At 66.6% G+C, this 15,727-nt stretch carries 20 protein-coding genes and 1 tRNA gene; 6 read left to right on the top strand and 15 right to left on the bottom strand.

Annotation, left to right across the window (positions count from 1 at the left end):
- From MK181_07850 to MK181_07825, 6 genes are all read right to left on the bottom strand, one after another.
- The coding region (locus tag MK181_07850) for a thioredoxin family protein (GenBank protein MCH2419714.1) at positions 1 to 158 on the bottom strand (158 nt) is incomplete at its 3' end.
- Between the two features lie 69 nt (positions 159 to 227).
- The gene (locus MK181_07845; GenBank protein MCH2419713.1) at positions 228 to 662 is read right to left on the bottom strand and encodes a hypothetical protein; all 435 of its coding nucleotides are present in this window, start codon (positions 660 to 662) and stop codon (positions 228 to 230) included.
- A gap of 107 nt (positions 663 to 769) precedes the next feature.
- Positions 770 to 1,504: an ABC transporter ATP-binding protein gene (locus tag MK181_07840; protein ID MCH2419712.1), complete on the bottom strand. Its 735-nt coding sequence runs from the start codon at positions 1,502 to 1,504 to the stop codon at positions 770 to 772.
- Positions 1,501 to 2,286 (bottom strand): ABC transporter ATP-binding protein, encoded by a 786-nt coding sequence (locus MK181_07835; GenBank protein MCH2419711.1) that lies wholly within the window; start codon positions 2,284 to 2,286, stop codon positions 1,501 to 1,503. Before MK181_07835 ends, MK181_07840 begins: the two co-directional genes overlap by 4 nt.
- The gene (locus MK181_07830; GenBank protein ID MCH2419710.1) at positions 2,283 to 4,091 is read right to left on the bottom strand and encodes a branched-chain amino acid ABC transporter permease; all 1,809 of its coding nucleotides are present in this window, start codon (positions 4,089 to 4,091) and stop codon (positions 2,283 to 2,285) included. The genes MK181_07835 and MK181_07830 overlap by 4 nt, the downstream gene beginning before the upstream one ends.
- Entirely contained in the window at positions 4,088 to 5,176 is a 1,089-nt protein-coding gene (locus tag MK181_07825) for a branched-chain amino acid ABC transporter permease (protein MCH2419709.1), read from the bottom strand. Before MK181_07825 ends, MK181_07830 begins: the two co-directional genes overlap by 4 nt.
- A 129-nt stretch (positions 5,177 to 5,305) precedes the next feature.
- Between MK181_07825 and MK181_07820 the strand changes: the two genes are divergently transcribed.
- The 4 genes from MK181_07820 to MK181_07805 are packed head-to-tail and all read left to right on the top strand — an operon-like array spanning position 5,306 to position 7,540.
- Positions 5,306 to 6,235, top strand: coding sequence for an aminotransferase class IV (locus MK181_07820; GenBank protein MCH2419708.1), 930 nt, complete (start codon positions 5,306 to 5,308; stop codon positions 6,233 to 6,235).
- A complete protein-coding gene (locus MK181_07815) occupies positions 6,232 to 6,951 on the top strand; it encodes a sulfotransferase (protein ID MCH2419707.1) in 720 nt (239 codons plus the stop codon). Before MK181_07820 ends, MK181_07815 begins: the two co-directional genes overlap by 4 nt.
- Before the next feature lie 31 nt (positions 6,952 to 6,982).
- Positions 6,983 to 7,237, top strand: a complete 255-nt coding sequence (locus MK181_07810) for a hypothetical protein (GenBank protein MCH2419706.1) — start codon at positions 6,983 to 6,985, stop codon at positions 7,235 to 7,237.
- 48 nt (positions 7,238 to 7,285) lie between these two features.
- The gene (locus tag MK181_07805) at positions 7,286 to 7,540 is read left to right on the top strand and encodes a hypothetical protein (protein MCH2419705.1); all 255 of its coding nucleotides are present in this window, start codon (positions 7,286 to 7,288) and stop codon (positions 7,538 to 7,540) included.
- Positions 7,541 to 7,552: 12 nt separating this feature from the next.
- On the opposite strand, the gene MK181_07800 is transcribed toward MK181_07805, so the two are convergent.
- From MK181_07800 to MK181_07770, 7 genes are all read right to left on the bottom strand, one after another.
- Positions 7,553 to 7,963 (bottom strand): DUF126 domain-containing protein, encoded by a 411-nt coding sequence (locus MK181_07800; protein MCH2419704.1) that lies wholly within the window; start codon positions 7,961 to 7,963, stop codon positions 7,553 to 7,555.
- Entirely contained in the window at positions 7,956 to 9,224 is a 1,269-nt protein-coding gene (locus MK181_07795; protein MCH2419703.1) for an aconitase X catalytic domain-containing protein, read from the bottom strand. The genes MK181_07800 and MK181_07795 overlap by 8 nt, the downstream gene beginning before the upstream one ends.
- Before the next feature lie 75 nt (positions 9,225 to 9,299).
- The gene (locus MK181_07790; GenBank protein ID MCH2419702.1) at positions 9,300 to 9,962 is read right to left on the bottom strand and encodes a LysM peptidoglycan-binding domain-containing protein; all 663 of its coding nucleotides are present in this window, start codon (positions 9,960 to 9,962) and stop codon (positions 9,300 to 9,302) included.
- Between the two features lie 110 nt (positions 9,963 to 10,072).
- Positions 10,073 to 10,492, bottom strand: a complete 420-nt coding sequence (locus MK181_07785; GenBank protein ID MCH2419701.1) for a GFA family protein — start codon at positions 10,490 to 10,492, stop codon at positions 10,073 to 10,075.
- A gap of 130 nt (positions 10,493 to 10,622) precedes the next feature.
- On the bottom strand, positions 10,623 to 11,363 hold the full coding sequence (locus MK181_07780) for a nitroreductase family protein (GenBank protein ID MCH2419700.1): 741 nt from the start codon (positions 11,361 to 11,363) through the stop codon (positions 10,623 to 10,625).
- Positions 11,364 to 11,405: 42 nt separating this feature from the next.
- Positions 11,406 to 11,491, bottom strand: a tRNA-Leu gene (locus MK181_07775).
- A 62-nt stretch (positions 11,492 to 11,553) separates the two neighbouring features.
- On the bottom strand, positions 11,554 to 11,856 hold the full coding sequence (locus MK181_07770) for a hypothetical protein (protein ID MCH2419699.1): 303 nt from the start codon (positions 11,854 to 11,856) through the stop codon (positions 11,554 to 11,556).
- A 69-nt stretch (positions 11,857 to 11,925) separates the two neighbouring features.
- Between MK181_07770 and MK181_07765 the strand changes: the two genes are divergently transcribed.
- The gene (locus tag MK181_07765; protein MCH2419698.1) at positions 11,926 to 12,885 is read left to right on the top strand and encodes a PD-(D/E)XK nuclease family protein; all 960 of its coding nucleotides are present in this window, start codon (positions 11,926 to 11,928) and stop codon (positions 12,883 to 12,885) included.
- A 39-nt stretch (positions 12,886 to 12,924) separates the two neighbouring features.
- Here the strand turns inward: MK181_07765 and MK181_07760 are convergent, their stop codons facing one another.
- The gene (locus tag MK181_07760; GenBank protein ID MCH2419697.1) at positions 12,925 to 14,184 is read right to left on the bottom strand and encodes an MFS transporter; all 1,260 of its coding nucleotides are present in this window, start codon (positions 14,182 to 14,184) and stop codon (positions 12,925 to 12,927) included.
- 100 nt (positions 14,185 to 14,284) lie between these two features.
- Between MK181_07760 and MK181_07755 the strand changes: the two genes are divergently transcribed.
- Positions 14,285 to 15,052, top strand: a complete 768-nt coding sequence (locus tag MK181_07755; protein MCH2419696.1) for an enoyl-CoA hydratase — start codon at positions 14,285 to 14,287, stop codon at positions 15,050 to 15,052.
- Positions 15,053 to 15,079: 27 nt separating this feature from the next.
- On the opposite strand, the gene MK181_07750 is transcribed toward MK181_07755, so the two are convergent.
- The gene (locus tag MK181_07750; protein MCH2419695.1) at positions 15,080 to 15,718 is read right to left on the bottom strand and encodes a GNAT family N-acetyltransferase; all 639 of its coding nucleotides are present in this window, start codon (positions 15,716 to 15,718) and stop codon (positions 15,080 to 15,082) included.
- Positions 15,719 to 15,727 lie beyond the last annotated feature (9 nt).

Raw genomic sequence — 15,727 nt, 5'->3', positions numbered from 1 at the left:
ACGATTCGGTCCTCTTCGTCCACCCAGATGACAGTTGGCACGTTGCTGATTGCGTACAGCTCGGTGAGGTGGTGATCGGCGTCGACCAGCACCGGGTAGGAAACCTCTTTAGCGAGCTCTTGGAGGGCGTCGACATTTTCGTCGATAGCTACCGCAATAACCGTGAATCCTGTGTCGCCCAGTTCGTCTTGCAGCGCCTGCCACCCGGGCAGGTCAAAAGCGCACCCTCACCAGCTGGCGAAGGCCACCAGGAGCCGTTTACGGCCTGCCCAGTCGGAAAAGGATTTCGGTGACCCGTTCAGGTCAGGGAGTGTGAAGTCGGGGGCCCGGCGGCCGTGAAGGGCTTCGGACCGGTCACCTGTGGGTTGTCCTAAGACCAGCAACCCGGCGTCCGGATCCATTACGGCCGGTCGGTCCAATATTTCGGCGACAGCCAAAAGGTCGATTCCTTCGTCGTGTTCGACGTGGGAGCGATCGGCGACAGGGACGCAAACCGTCTCACGACACAGGCCTTCTGCACGCCACTCCCAGCCGAGCAGTTCGCCAAGCACCTCGGGACTCACGATGGGTCGCTGGTCATCCCAGACGGCTTCCACAGTCGACGCCTGTTCACCAATCACGGTCAGAGGACGCCGGCCCAGGCCGGTCACAACGGAACTCACAGCAGTGGCTTCCGGGCAGGCATCGGGTCCCGCCGTCTACGGAAGTCGCCCTGACCAGGCGTTTCTTTAACGGTCAATCTGGGCACAGGGGTCAACGGAGCCGAAGCTCAGCCTTCACCGAGGTAAGAGGCCCGGAGCTCAGGATTAGCCAGAAGAGCCTCAGCGGTGTCGTCCAGCACCACCCGACCAGACTGAAGCACCCACCCCCGATCGGCGATGGACAGAGCCATGTTGGCGTTCTGCTCCACCATGAAAACGGACATTCCGTCCGCGTGGATCTGACGGATCAACTCGAAGTTCTGCTGCACGAGCGCTGGGGCCAGACCCATTGACGGCTCGTCCATGAGCAGGACCCGTGGCCGCGACATCAAAGCCCGACCGATGGCCACCATCTGCTGCTCGCCGCCCGACAGGGTTCCCGCCTTCTGCGACAGGCGCTCCTTGACCCGGGGAAACAGATCGAAGATGCGTTCCAGGTCCTCAGCAATACCGTCCTTGTCGGTACGCAGGTAGGCCCCCAACTCGAGGTTCTCCCCGACCGACAGGCGCTTGAACAGTCGACGGTTCTCCGGAACCATCGTGATCCCGTTAGAGACCCGGTAACTGATCGGCTTGTCGTTGACGATCTCACCGTCCAGCACCACCTCACCTGAAGTGGGCGTGACCATGCCAAGCAACGTCTTCAGCGTGGTCGACTTCCCTGAAGCGTTGCCGCCCAGCAGGCACACCAGCTCGCCCGGGTAGATGGCCAGGTCCACGTCCTTGAGGATGTGGACGGCTCCGTAGTGGGTGTTGACCTGCCGGAACTCCAGCAGCGCCGTGGCCCCGTCCTGGCCGGTCATGATGCGGCCTCCACCGGGCGACCCAGGTAGGCCTCGATGACGTCCGGGTCGGTTGACACCTCGTCGTAGGACCCCTGGGCGATAGGCACCCCGTGGTCCAACACCACAACCCGGTCCGAGACGTCCCGGACCACTTTCATGTCGTGCTCGATGACCACGATGGTGAAACCCCACTCGGTGCGCAGTCGACCAATCATCTCGGTCAGCTCGATGGTCTCGATGGGGTTCATGCCGGCCACCGGCTCGTCGAGCAGCAGCATGCGCGGCTGGGTGGCCATCGCCCGGGCGATCTCCAAGCGACGCCGGTTCGCATACGACAGGGCGAAAGCCGGCTGGTCCATCCGGTAGCCGATGAGACGGTGCCCGAAGAAGCCGAGTACCTCCTCGGCCCGTTCCCGGATCTCTCGTTCTTCTTTCTTGAAGGCCTTGGTCTGGAGCAGCGCCCCGACGAGTAGCTGGTTCGTTCGGCAGTGCTGAGCGACCATGACGTTCTCCAGGACCGTCATGTTGGGGAACAGCCGCACGTTCTGGAAGGTGCGGGCGATGCCCAGCGAGGTGACGATGCTGGGGTCGAGGCCGAGGATCGACTCTCCCTCGAAATCGATCTCGCCTTCGGTGGGCGGCACCAGACCGGAGATGGCGTTAAAGAACGTGGTTTTGCCGGCGCCATTAGGGCCGATGACGCTGACGATCTCACCCTCGTCGACATGGAAGTTCAGGCCCGACAGGGCGTCCAGGCCACCGAAGGTGACCTTCAGATCACGGATCTCGAGAAGGCTCATTGCTCCTCCCCTCCCCCGTCACTCACGCTGACCTCGTCGTCGCTGTCGAGCTTGTCGCCCTGCAGCCAGGCGTCCTGCAGGAACTCCTCCTGGTGCAGCTCGCGGCTGCGACGGGCGCTGGGCACCAGGCCTTCCGGACGTTTCAGCATCATGAAGACCAGCAGCAGGCCGTAGATGAGCAGTTTGAAGTTCTGGAACTCCTGGAGCAGGCCCGGCTGCTTGGGCCCACCCAGCACACCGATGAGGACGAACGAGCCGACCATCACGCCGGCGATGTTGCCCATGCCGCCCACGATCACCACCACGAGGATGATGATCGACACCAGAATCATGAACGAGGTCGGGAAGACCGAACCCACTTTGGCGGCCAGGACGGCCCCGCTGAACGAGGCCAAGACGGCGCCCACCACGAAGGCCATCAGCTTGGAGCTGACCGTATTGATACCCATGGCCTCGGCGACCTGCTCGTCCTCGCGAATAGCCATCCAGGCCCGGCCCAGGCGGGAGGCCTGCAGCCGCCACGAGACGTAGATGGCGATAGCGCAGAAGAACAGCACCAGGTAGAACACCGAACGGGGATCGGTGCCCTTCACTGTGGCGAACCCCAGGTCCACGCCCGGGATGTTGGTCACGCCCTGGGCGCCCCCGAAGTACGGGCCCAGCCAGTCCGACATGAACAGCAGACGGATGATCTCGCCGAATCCCAGGGTGACGATGGCCAGGTAGTCGCCTCGCATCCGGATGACCGGGGCTCCGATAACCAGGCCGGTAATGGTGGCGAAGATCACCACGAAGATCAGGGCGAACCCGAAGTGAAGTTCCGGGGCGAACCAGGGGCTGTTCGGCGAAGTCAGGACAGCGGTGGTGTAGCCGCCCACAGCGAAGAAGGCCACGTACCCGAGGTCCAGCAGGCCGGCCAGGCCGACCACGATGTTCAGACCGAGGGCCAACAGCAGGAAGAGCCCCACATTGGCCAGCAACTCGTTCACGATCTTGCCGAGGAACATCGGCAGGACGATGCACAGCACCGCGACCACCACGAACAGCACAATCGACGTCTTCTGGCGCTCGACACCCTCCAAGTTCCGGTAACGCTCGGTGGCTGCCTTCATCCGGCCGTCAGCCACCAGAGACAGGACACCGATCACCGCCCCGATCACGATCGTCGAGGTGAGAGTCAGGCCGCCCTTCTTCGCGAACATGAACTCGTCCAGCCACTCGAGCCGGAAACCCTCCGACAGGTCGTCGATGACGGACTCCAAAATCGACAGGGAAATCAGCCCGAACACCACGAAGGTGGTGAACCGCCGGACAACCCGGGGCATGATGTGGAACGAGGCCCCGACCAGGCCGAGGACGGCCCCGGTGACGATCCACGCCACAGCACCGAAACCCATGCCGTTCTCGTAGGTCAGGAAGCGAAACAGCTTCGGGCTCCAGTTGACCAGCGGATCCCGCAGGTTCCATGAATCCAGAGCCACCATCAGCAGCGCCAGGAACCCGCCGCCGATCGCCCCCACCACAAAACCGGTGACCAGGTCGAAGAGCCCCTGCTTGCGTGCCTCGACGCCCTCGAGGACCACCTGGGTGGAAGCCACCCAGCCGACCAGCACCGGAATGAACAGAACCGAGAGGTAGCCGAGGCTGAGGTAACGCTCGATGAGTATCCGGCGGTCCATCTCCACGGGCATGCCGACCAGGCAGATGGCGATCAGGGCACCACCGCAGATCAGACCCCAGCGCAGAACCTTGGACCAGTCCTGATCCAGGATCGACGACGGAGTGGGAGCGACCCTGACGTTCATGCCCGGTCCTCCGACGAGAGCCGCTCCCCGAAGAGACCGGAAGGCTTGAACAGGAGCACGAGGACCAGCACGGTAAAGGCCACAGCGTCCTTGAGCTGTGACACCCCGGGCACACCCAAGGGCTCCAGGATGAGCATCGGGGCGATCGACTCAGCCGAACCCAACGAGATGCCTCCGGCCATGGCACCACCCATGTTGCCGATGCCGCCCACCACGGCGGAGGTGAACGCCTTCACTCCGGGGAGGAAGCCGGTCATGTGGGTAACCGACCGGAACATGAGGCCCCACAGGATCCCGCCCACCCCGGCCATAGCGCCGCCCACAGCGAACGTCGTGACAATGGTTCGGTTGACGTCGATCCCCATCAGCGAGGCGATCTCTTTGTCCTCGGCGACGGCCCGCATGGCCCGACCGGTCTTGGTCCGCTCCACGACGTACCACAGGACGGCCATCGACACTGCGGCCACGACCAGGACCATGAGGCGGGTGCCGGCAATCTCGAAGGTCAGGATGGAACGCTGCTTGGCCAGCCACTCGGGAAGCCTCGGATAGCTCTTGGAGGACGGCCCGAAGAGCCCCAACACCAGGTTCTGGACAAAGAAAGACACGCCGATCGACGTGATCAGCGGAATCAACCGTGGAGAGTTGCGAAGGGGCCGGTAGGCCACCCGTTCCATCACCACAGCGGTGAAGGTAGAGAAGAAGATGGCCATCAGGACGATGAGCGCCAGGCACAGCACGAAGTTCTCTTCCCACATCCCGTTGGCCTGGAACTTGTCCGACGCGATGAAGCCGGTCATAGCCCCCACCATGAAGACCTCGCCGTGGGCGAAGTTGATGAACCCCAGCACGCCGTAGACCATCGAGTAACCGAGGGCGATCAGGCCGTACATCGAACCCTGGGAGAGCCCGGAGATCAGGAGACCCTTGAACTGGTCGCCGGTGAGGCCCCGGGCGTTCGGGTTCCGCCAACGGGCAAAAACGTTGTCGGCATCGATCTGCTGCCAGATGAAGGCCAGCACCCCGACCACGATCATCGTGACTAGGAAGACACGGATGAAGGTGAGGAATCGGTCGACGGCCACGAGTCGCCTCGCGGATTTCGTCGATACGGCATGGGTAGACACACGCGCTCCGTCGTCGTCATAGGCCAGGGGCGGACGGGAAGATACCGGAAACCGTGTGGGACGAACAACGTCGGTACGCTCGCCGGCATGTCAAGAAGCACCCACCAGGCCCTGGCCGACGAGCGCAACGCCTCGGTGGAGGTGTACATAAACGGCGAGTTCTTCCCCCGCGACGAGGCCCGAATCTCGGTTTTTGACAGCGGGTTCCTGGTCGGGGACGGCATCTGGGAAGGCCTCCGCCTCCACCACGACCGCTTCGCCTTCCTGGACCGCCACCTGGACCGCCTCTTCGCTGGCCTAACGGCCGCTGATCTGGACCCGGGCCTGGACCGAGACCAGGTGACCGAAGCCCTGTACGCCACCGTCCGACACAACGACATGCACGACGACGCTCACGTGCGGCTCATGGTCACCCGGGGTGACAAGAAAACGCCCTCCCAGCATCCCTCCAACGCGGTCGGTGGGCCCAACGTGGTGATCATCGCCGAATACAAGACGGCCGATCCTGCGGTCGTCGAAAGCGGCATCACCCTGTTCACGGCCACCGTGCGCCGTCCACCGCCTGACACCCTGGACCAGCGGCTGAACTGCCACTCCAAGCTGCACGAGGTCATCGCCCTCATCCAGGCCGTAAAAGCGGGCGCCGACGAGGCGCTCATGCTGGACACCACAGGCGCCGTGGCCACGTGCAACGCCACCAACTTCTTCGTCATCCGGGAGGGAGGCGTCTGGACGTCGACCGGGGACTACAACCTCAACGGGATCACCCGGCAGGTCGTCCTCGAGGTGGCACCCCAGGCCGGGTTGGCCGCCCACCAGGTCCCGTTTTCGCTGGACGATGTCTACTCAGCCGACGAGGCCTTCGTCACCGGCACGTTCGGTGGACTCACCCCGGTGATCGAAGTCGACGGGAGGACGATCGGCGACGGTCGTCCGGGTCCCGTCACGGCCCGCCTCCGGAGCCTGTACCTGGAGGCCGTCGAGGCCGATGTGGTAGCAGAGGGCGAGCCGGGATGACGCTACGCATCAACTGCTGGTCCGGGCCCCGGAACATCTCCACGTCGTTCATGTACGCCTTCCGGCAGCGCTCCGACACCACCGTGTTCGACGAGCCCATCTACGCCCACTACCTGCGGGTCACCGGTCGGGACCACCCGGGCCGCGACGACGTGCTGGCCAGCCAGAACCCGGACGGTGAGGCAGTGGTCCGCGACGTGATCCTGGGCAGGCACCCCACCCCCGTCGCTTTCTTCAAGCAGATGGCCAAGCACTTCGTGGACCTGGACCGGGGATTCCTGGGCGCATGCCGCAACATCCTCCTCATCCGGGACCCGGCCCGGGTGGTGACCTCGTTTGCCAAGAACGTCCCCGACGTGAACGTGGCCGATACCGGACTACCCATCCAGGTCGACCTGTTGGACTCGATCCTGGCCGAGGGAGAAGACCCGGTGGTCGTCGACTCAGCCACCCTGCTGGCCGACCCCGAGGCAATGCTTCGGACGCTCTGTTTGCGCCTGGGCCTGGACTTCGACCCCGCCATGCTGTCGTGGCCGGCGGGGCCCAAGCCGGAAGACGGAGTGTGGGCGGAGCACTGGTACGCCAGCACCCACCGGTCCTCCGGCTTCCAGGCCGGCCACCCGAGCGCCGAGCCGGTACCCGACCACCTGCAACCGGTCATCGACGAGGCCCGGCCGCATTACGACCGGCTGCTGGAACACGCCCTCGTTGCCTGACCGGCGGCCCTACGAGCGCGAGACTCCAACCATGGCCTGGATCGACACCGTTCCCGATGACCGTTGGGAGGACGACCCCGACCTGGCTGACCTGTACGGCCGGGTGGTCGACGCCACCCACGGCCGGATCGACCACATCATGGCCATCCACTCCCTCAACCCTCGGGGCCTGGCTGCTCACGACGGTCTCTACCGGTCGGCCATGGCCGGTACCGGCTCGCTCCGCAAGGCCGACCGCGAAATGATCGCCCTGGTGGTCAGCCTCGAGAACCACTGCCACTACTGAACGATCCACCACCGGCGCGGTCTGCGCCGACTCCTCCGGGACGACGACCTGTTAGCCGCCGTCGAGGACGACTGGACGACCGCTCCCCTGTCGCCGGCCCGCCAGGCCATGCTGGCCTACGCAGTGAAGCTGACGCAGGCCCCCGGGGAGATGACAGCGGCCGACGTGGAGGCCCTGAGGGCCGCTGGCTTCAGCGACCGGGACGTCCTGGACATCGCCGAGGTGACCGCCTACTACGCCTACGCCAACCGGATCGCCGACGGCCTGGGCGTGAACCCTGAGGGCTGGCTACCCGAGGACTGAGCGGAGTCCAGCTCAGGTCCGGTCTACGGTGCCGTCGGGTCCGACGGTTACCCGCTCGCCGTCGACCATGCTCTGGTAGGCCTCGTGGCCCACGACGACCACAGGAACGACTACCCCGTAGATCTCCTCGGCCACAATGGCTCCCAGAGCCACAAGCTCGTCGGGTTCGGCCATCAGGATCGCTATCGGAGCCGTTCCGGCCCGGACCGCCTCGCACAGGACGCTGCTGGCCGAACTGGAGCCGCGGCCGTGTGGCATGGCCAGAACCCGCCCGGTAACTACCCGGTCGGCCTGTGGGTGGCGTCGGTCGATGATGCGCCCGTCGGTGGCGTCCAGGCCGCCCCAGAAGCTCAGCGGCTCATCGAGGTGGAGAACCTCACCGGTGGCCGTCCCAGCGACCAGCACCCGGGGCTGGTCAGGCATCGGCCCAGATCGACTCGTCGCGAACCACCCGACCGGTCATGGCCGACGCCACACAGTCCTCGACGCTGCCGAACACCACCTCGACGCCGAGGTTGTTCGGCGCGTAGTAGGCCCACTTGGCCGAGTCGGTCATGGCCGTCCCGCCCAGGTCCTCGATGATCGGAGTGAAGTAGGTGCACGTGTCGGTCACCACGGTCACCCCGGCGTCGGCCAGGCGGTTGGCCCACCCGCGGAGCTCCACCTCGTGGTAGATGTCGCGACCCGTGGAAACGTAGAAGGCCACCCCGTCAGCCACCCGGCCGTCGCCGAGCAACTCCACGAGCCGGCCGATTTCGGTGATCGAGTAGTGCGGGGTACCCAGGCTGACCGTTCGGAGGCGGTCGTCGGTGGTCGTGCTCAGGCGGTCTCGGGCGGCCCGCAGGTCAGCAGCCGTCACCGTCACCTCCTCGTCTGGTTTCCGTCCGTGGAGTGCGTCATCCAGCGTCGACGCCTCCGGGGTGCTCCCCACCATGTGGAACATTCCGACGGTTCCCGTGGACGCCGACGCAGCACCCAGCGCCTTGAGCCGGTCCTCCGACACGCCCGGGGGTAGCCCGTCAATCACCGGAACCCCCCGACCGACGAGACGACCGATGAGCCCGCCCAGAACCGGGTAGAGGACGTCGCGCCCGATCAACTCCGCTGAGACGCCCTGTAAGCGGACCACCACGGTGGCTCGACGGTTCTCGTCCAGGTGGAGGCCGGCGGCCGGCGCCCGACCGATGATGGCGCAGCAGATGTCGGCGAAGTCGCCGTAGCGGTGAGTGCGAGCCCCGAGAACCGAGTTGGCAAAGACGATGGCGTTGGACTCCGCCCAGGCCACCTGCTCACCCAACGACGGTCGGGTCTCCAACTGGTAGGGGGCACAGGTCCACGTAGGCCGGCAACCCATCTCCTCGAAGCGCTCCATGAGCCGACGGGACTGCCCGCTTTCGACGGGGTCACCACGGTCCAGTTCGGGGTGGAGCAGGTCCAATGACGAGACGTTCAGAGTGGTCGGCACGGCGACGCGGGCCCCGGCGTCGGCCAGATGGTCGGCGAAGTCCAGCACCGCCTGACCGTGGTAGAGGCAGGAGTCGATGTGGGCGCCGGTGACGTCCAGTAGCCGGTCGGCGCCCATGGCGGTGGCCAGCCGGGTGACCACCCTGATGGCTGTCCGAACCGCCGGGCCCTCGTCGCCGGCCAGCCGTGCCTCGTCGCGTTCGTCCAGCCGCAGGGTCACGGGGCGGAGCGTAGACCCGGCCCGCTCCACCCGACCCCGGTCATCCGGGACCTCCGGATCCCTGCTGGCTTCGGGTCAGCAGTTCGGGTTCTCTTCGGCTTCCTCGGCGGTCGGCACTTCGCCGTCGATAACCAGCTCCTGTCCCACGAACAGGAGGTTCGGATCGTCGATGTCGTTGAGTTCCATGATCGCCTCGACGCTGGTGTCATGGCGTTTGGCGATCTTGGTCAGGGAGTCTCCGACCTCCACGGTGACGATGACCGTCGACGTCGCCGTCTGCTCGGCGTCCTCGTCGACATTCAGGTCTTCTAGGAGGATCACCTGGCCGACGAAGATCTGGTTGGCGTCACAAAGTTCGTTGATCCGCACCAGAGCATCAACAGTGGTGCCGTACCGCTTGGCGATCTTGGAGAGAGAGTCGCCCTTCTCGACGGTCACCGACTCGGGCCCGTCGGCCGACGGCTCGGTCGTCGTGGCAGTCGGGGGTTCTGTGGTGGTGGCTGTGCCGTACGTGGTGGAGGTTGCGCCGTACGTGGTGGTCGTTGCGCCGTACGTGGTGGTCGTTGCGCCGTACGTGGTCGAGGTGGTGGTACCCGTGTCGTCCACTGGCGTGGAGGTCGTCGTGGTGGTGAACATCCCGGTGGTGGTGGTCTGGACCACGATCGGCTCGTCGCTGGAACTACCGCAGGCGACGGAAACGACGGACAAGAGCAGGATCGGAGCGAGCAGGCGGCGCATGGCCGGAGCATAGGTGCGGTGCTTCGGCCCACCGGGTACCCCTCGCCAACCGCGGGCGGTCCCCGCCCGTCTAGATGTCAGCCGGCCGAAGCGGAGCCGGACCACACCGCCTAGTCGAGCGGTAGTTCGCCGCCGTGGGTCTCCAGCGCGTCGTCCAGGCGGTGGTAGTCAGCGGCTTCGTCGGCGTACATGGCAAGAACGGTCCGGAGCCCGGTGGGCTGGTCCAGGGTCCCGGCGGCGACGGTCAGCGTCTCCTCCTTGTCGGCAGCCGACCAGAAGAGTGTCGCCCCGCAGGTGCTGCAGAACCCGTACCGGATGGTCGGGGTGCGCTGGTACCAGGTCAGCGTCGCGTCGGCCAACAGGTGCACGTTGTCGACGCCAGCCGCGGTGGCTGCCATGTGGTGGCCGGTGATCCGCCGACACGGCGTGCAGTGGCAGTGGACGACGGGGCGGAGCTTGCCGGTGATTCGATAGCGGACGCCGCCGCAGTCGCAACCGCCGGTGGCTCGGGTTACCGGTTCGGATTCCATGGCTGCATCGTCGCGCGACACCGGGGGCGACGCATCTCGGACCTGCGTGGTGGAGAGACTCGCGCTCTCAGGCTCCGAGGTTGCCGACGGATGGTCGACCCGCCGGCCACCTCGATCATCTGGGCGTAGTTCAGGTAACCGGGTCGTCGGTGACCTCCACGAAGACCTCGGCCAGTGGTTTGCGTCGGAGGTCCGGGACCTGGGCGCCGTCTAGGGCGTGGCCGACCGGAAACATCACGAAGGGCCGCTCGTTGGCGGGGCGCCCCAGCAGGGTCCGGAGGAAAGCCATGGGCGACGGCGTGTGGGGCAGGGTGGCCAGACCCATGTCGTGGAGGGCGGCTACGAACAGGCCGGCGGCGATCCCCACGCTTTCCTTCACGTAGTAGTTCCTTCGGGTGGTGCCGTCGGGTCGGAGCTCGTACCGCTGCTCGAACAGGACGACGATCCACGGCGCCACGTCCAGGTATTCCTTGTGGTGGTCGGTGCCCAGCGGGGCGAGGGCCTCCTGCCACTCGGCGTTCATACGGTTTTCGAGGTAGTTCTTCTGTTCCTCCTCTTCGGCCGCGGCCCGGATCCGGGACTTGAGGTGGGGGTCCGACACGGCAACGAAGGTCCAGGGTTGCTTGTGGGCCCCTGAGGGGGCAGTGGAAGCAGCCATCACGGCCGTCTCCACCAGGTCGCGTGGCACGGGTTCCGAGCTGAACATGCGGACGCTGCGTCGCTGGTCGGCCGCCTCGTGAAAGGCCCGGGCCCGGGCTCGCATCTCGTCCACGGGATACCGGTGGGGCTCCAGGACCACGAACGGATGCCGGGCCGCCAGGTCGGGGGCCGGGTAGGGGTGCTCGTATGGGTCGTCCGGTTGGGATGCCATGGGCCCATCCTCGCCGGGCGGGATGGCAGGGGCCACCGCGGGTGCCCGGGACAGGAATCGAACCTGTACGCCCCCTGGGGGGCCGCGGGGTTTAAGCCCGCTGCGTCTACCAGTTCCGCCACCCGGGCGCCCGACCACGCTAGCCACCACCCGACGGATGCGATCGTCTCCGGGGGTTAGGTGGGTGGGTTCAGGCGGCGAGGGCCGGCTCGTCGACGGCCTGCCAGAGAGAGGCGCGCACGGTGTCGGCCTGCTCCCGGTCCAGGTCATTGACCACCACGATCCCCTCGACCATGTCGGCCACCACGGCACCCCACGGCCGTCCCCTCATCACCACGGCGATGGTGGCTGAGCCGCTCCGTCGTCGGATCGACCGCTGTACGCCGCACAGGCTTGGAGGGCTCCGGAAGGTCGGCACCTCAAGGCCTCGCAGCCGCGCTGCCCGACCTAGTGATCGGGCGGTCTCCGCGAAGCGAACGGTGATCGTCTCCATGGCTTCGAGTATCGCGTGGCGGTGTGACAACGTCGGTCTGCTGTCTCCATCCTGGGCCATACTCCGGACGTGGAGCCCTCCAATGCCCCGTCGACCGACGCCGACCTCAACCCCGCCCAGCAGGCCGTGCTGGACCAGTTGGGGGCGTCAGCCGACCAGCGCCCCCAGTTCGCCGACGACCTCCGCCACCACCTCCGGTCGGCTATCGAGACGGCTGTCGAACCGCACCTAGACGGCCTGCCCGCCGGTGAGGATCTCTTCGTCCACAAGCACCGGCTGGCCCAGGTCCACGGATGTGAGGCCAAGTTCCTGGCCGACGAGGCCGAGGAGTTTGAGTGGCGGGTCCCGACGGCCCGGGGCACGATCGTCCACAAGGCCGTGGAGTTGGCCGTGAACTGGCGTCGGGAGGTCGAACCGCCGACCCTGATCGACGAGGCCCTGGCCCGCTACGAGGCGGACTCGGGCAGCCTTGGGCACTGGCTTCGCGGCTGTGGTGAAGTCGACCGGGCGGAGCTGCGCTCTGAGGCGCTGGATGCCTTCACCAAGTACATGGAGTGCTGGCCACCGCTGAAACCGGCGTGGCGCCCGGTCACCGAGAGCCGCCTCCGAGCCGAGTTGTGCGGCGGGCGCCTCATCCTGGCCGGCAAGGTCGACCTCACGCTGGGTAGCGCCCGGGGCCAGCAGGCCGGCAAGGTGATCGTGGACCTCAAGACCGGTGGCTCCCTACCCGTCCACCGTGAGGACCTCCGGTTCTACGCCCTGGTCGAGACGCTACGCATCGGCGTACCACCACGCCTTCTGGCTTCCTACTACCTGGATCAGGCTCACTTCGTCCCGGAGGCGGTCACCGAGGACACCCTGATGGCCGCCGCGGCTCGCCTGTCTGACGGTGTGGGCCGGCTGGTCGGGCTCCTCTACGGCGACCGGACGCCGAGCAGGATCCCGGGTCCGCCCTGTCGGTGGTGTCCCGCCTTCGATACGTGCGATGAGGGGAAGGCTCACCGGGCCCAGTTCGACGACTCGGACTGACCCGGTGGTCGGGTCGGTGCCGATCAGCCGAGCGGGTCCTCAGCCGTTGTCCAGCTGCCGGTATCGGCCGGTGGCTTGGAGGGTTAGACCACCACCGACGACCAGGAGCCCTGCCATCGTCACCACTGGGCGGGGGCCGAAGACCGAGATGAGCCATCCCATGAGCAGGTTGGCGAACGGCGCCAGGCCCAGGACCCCCATCAGGTAGATGGCCATCACCCGTCCCCGGAAGGCGTCGTCAACCTGGAGTTGCACGGTGGAGTTGAGGTTGGTGGCTGACGCCAGGTGCATGGCACCGATCAGCCCGAGACCGGCGTAGCCCAGCCAGAACGACGGGGCCAGGGCGAACAGGACGATGGCCAACCCGTAGCCCGTGGTGGCAAACAACTGGATTCGGGACCGGCGTAGCCGGCTGAGCTCCCCGGCCACCAGCGGCGCAGCGACCAGGGCACCGATTCCCTGGGCCGAGCCCAGCATCCCGAACCAGAACGGTGAGACCTCGAACACCTCCTCGGCAAACACCACGATCTGCTGGACGATGGGTTGGCCGGCCGTGGAGATCAGGGCCACCGTGATGATGGCGGCCCGGATGCCTGGCTCTCCGCGGACGTAGCGGATCGACGCCCGGTACTCGCCTACCACCGAGGCCCGACCCGACGACAGGGCCGCCGCCTGGCCCGGGCGGTGGAGTGCCGACGGGTCGATCCGGAGAAGGGCCACAAGAACCGGGCCGTAGCTGGCCGCGGCCACGGCTAGGGCCCAGCCGGGTCCGAACGTGCCGATCAGGAGGCCTCCGACCGCCGGCCCGACGGTGCGAGCCGCATTGAACTGGGTGGAGTTCAACGTGATGGCGTTGCGGAGGAGCCTCCGGGGCACGCACTCGGCCACGAAGGACTGCCATGTCGGCAGCTGGATGCCGTAAACCGTGCCGCCGACCAGCAGGAGGACCATCCAGACACCGATGCTGCGGACGCCCGACCCCCATGCCACGGCCAGGACGGCCGCCACGACTGCGTTCAGAGCGTTCGTCACCAGAAGGACTTTCCGCCGATCGAAGCGGTCCGAGACGTAACCGGCCAGCGGGTTGGTAACCAGCATCGGGATGAACGACGAGAAGCCCGCCAAGCCCACCCAGGCTGCGGACTCGGTGAGCTGGTACACCACGAAGTAGCTGGCTACGTACTGGTTCCAACGACCGTTGTTGGTCAGCATCCCGCCGATCCAGAACAGGCGGTAGTTCCGAATCCCGAGGGCAGGGAAGCGTCGGTGGTCCGGTTCCCTCGGTCCCGCCCCGGCCATCCGGCGACCCTAACCCCAGCGTCTTTCGGGCCTCCCAGCGGCTCGGGGTCCCGGGATCGCCGGTCGCAGGGCGCCCGGGGGGACGTGGGAGACTCCGGTCATGAGCGTGCTCCGGATCGAACGACGTGACCGCGTGGCGGTCCTCACCTTCGACGACCCGGACCGCCGCAACGTCGTGAGCGACGAGATGAACGACGAGTTGCTGGCCGCCTTCGACACCCTGGAGGCCGATTCTGAGGTCGGGGCAGTCGTGCTGACCGGCGAGGGACGGGCGTTCTGCGCCGGAGCCGTGCTGGATGACCTTCTGGACGCGGGCCGGGGAAGCGACGACGGCACGCTTCCGGACATCTACCGGGGGTTCCTGCGGGTGGCCCACTCCACGCTGCCCACGGTGGCTGCCGTGAACGGTGCCGCGGTGGGCGCCGGAATGAACATGGTGCTGGCCTGCGACCTCGTGGTGGCCGGATGCTCGGCGCGTTTCGACAGCCGCTTCCTGACCATCGGGATTCATCCGGGAGGCGGCCACACGTGGCGACTCCGCAACATCACCGACCTCCAGACGGCCAAGGCCATGGTGCTGTTCGAGCAGATCCTGGACGGCGAGCAGGCTGCCCATCACGGCCTGGCTTGGGAGTGCGTGGACGACGACGCCCTGGTCGACCGGGCGGTGGAGTTGGCAGGTCGGGCGGCAGGCCATCCGAAGGAACTGGTGGCCGCCACCAAGAAGACACTGCACGACACGGCGGGGATCACCGAGTCGGTACCGGCCGTCGAGTTGGAGATCGGTCCTCAGGTGTGGTCGATGCGCCAGCCGGCGTTCGTTGAGATGGTGGCCAAGCTAAAAGCCAGGATCTCGACGAAGGGCTGACCACGACCGGACGCGGTCGAACACCGGCTAGGAGTTGCGGGCCTCCAGCCAGGTTTCACAAAGGTCGGCCCGACGCTCGCACCACTCCTCGGCGGTGATGGCGAACTGCAGGTGGTCCTCCCAGACGCCGTTGATCTCGAGGTACCGCTCGGCCTGTCCCTCGCACCGGAGCCCCAACTTCTCTACTACCCGGCGGGACCGGGTGTTGCGGGGCACGATCGAGACCTGGAGCCGGTGGAGGTCAATCTCCTCGAAGGCGAAACGGCACGCCACGACAAGTGACTCGGGGATGTACTCGTTGCCCGCCCGGTCCTGGTCCACCCAGTAGCCGACGGTGGCGCTTCGGAAGGCGCCGCGCACCACGTTGGAAAGGTTCATCTCCCCGATGAAGGACTCGGAGCCGTGCTCATCCAGGAACACCCCGAAGCCCCAACCGGTACCCAGCTGGCGCTCCCGCCGTCGGGCTGCACAGCGCATGGCGAAGGCCCGCCGGTCCTCGACCGGGTCGGGTTGGCCGAAGGTCCGCCGGGGCTCCCAGCGGTTCAGGAGCTCGGCGTTGCGACGCCGTACCTCACGCCAGGCCGAAAAGTCCTCGACCTCGAGCGGCCGGAGAGTCGTCCGGCGGCCACGGAGGACCGGGGTGTCCGCCACCTGTTCGATTGCCATGGGGCCATC

This window comes from Acidimicrobiales bacterium, from assembly GCA_022452035.1.
Lineage (GTDB): Bacteria > Actinomycetota > Acidimicrobiia > Acidimicrobiales > MedAcidi-G1 > UBA9410.
This window is presented reverse-complemented; position numbering and strand designations above follow the sequence as displayed.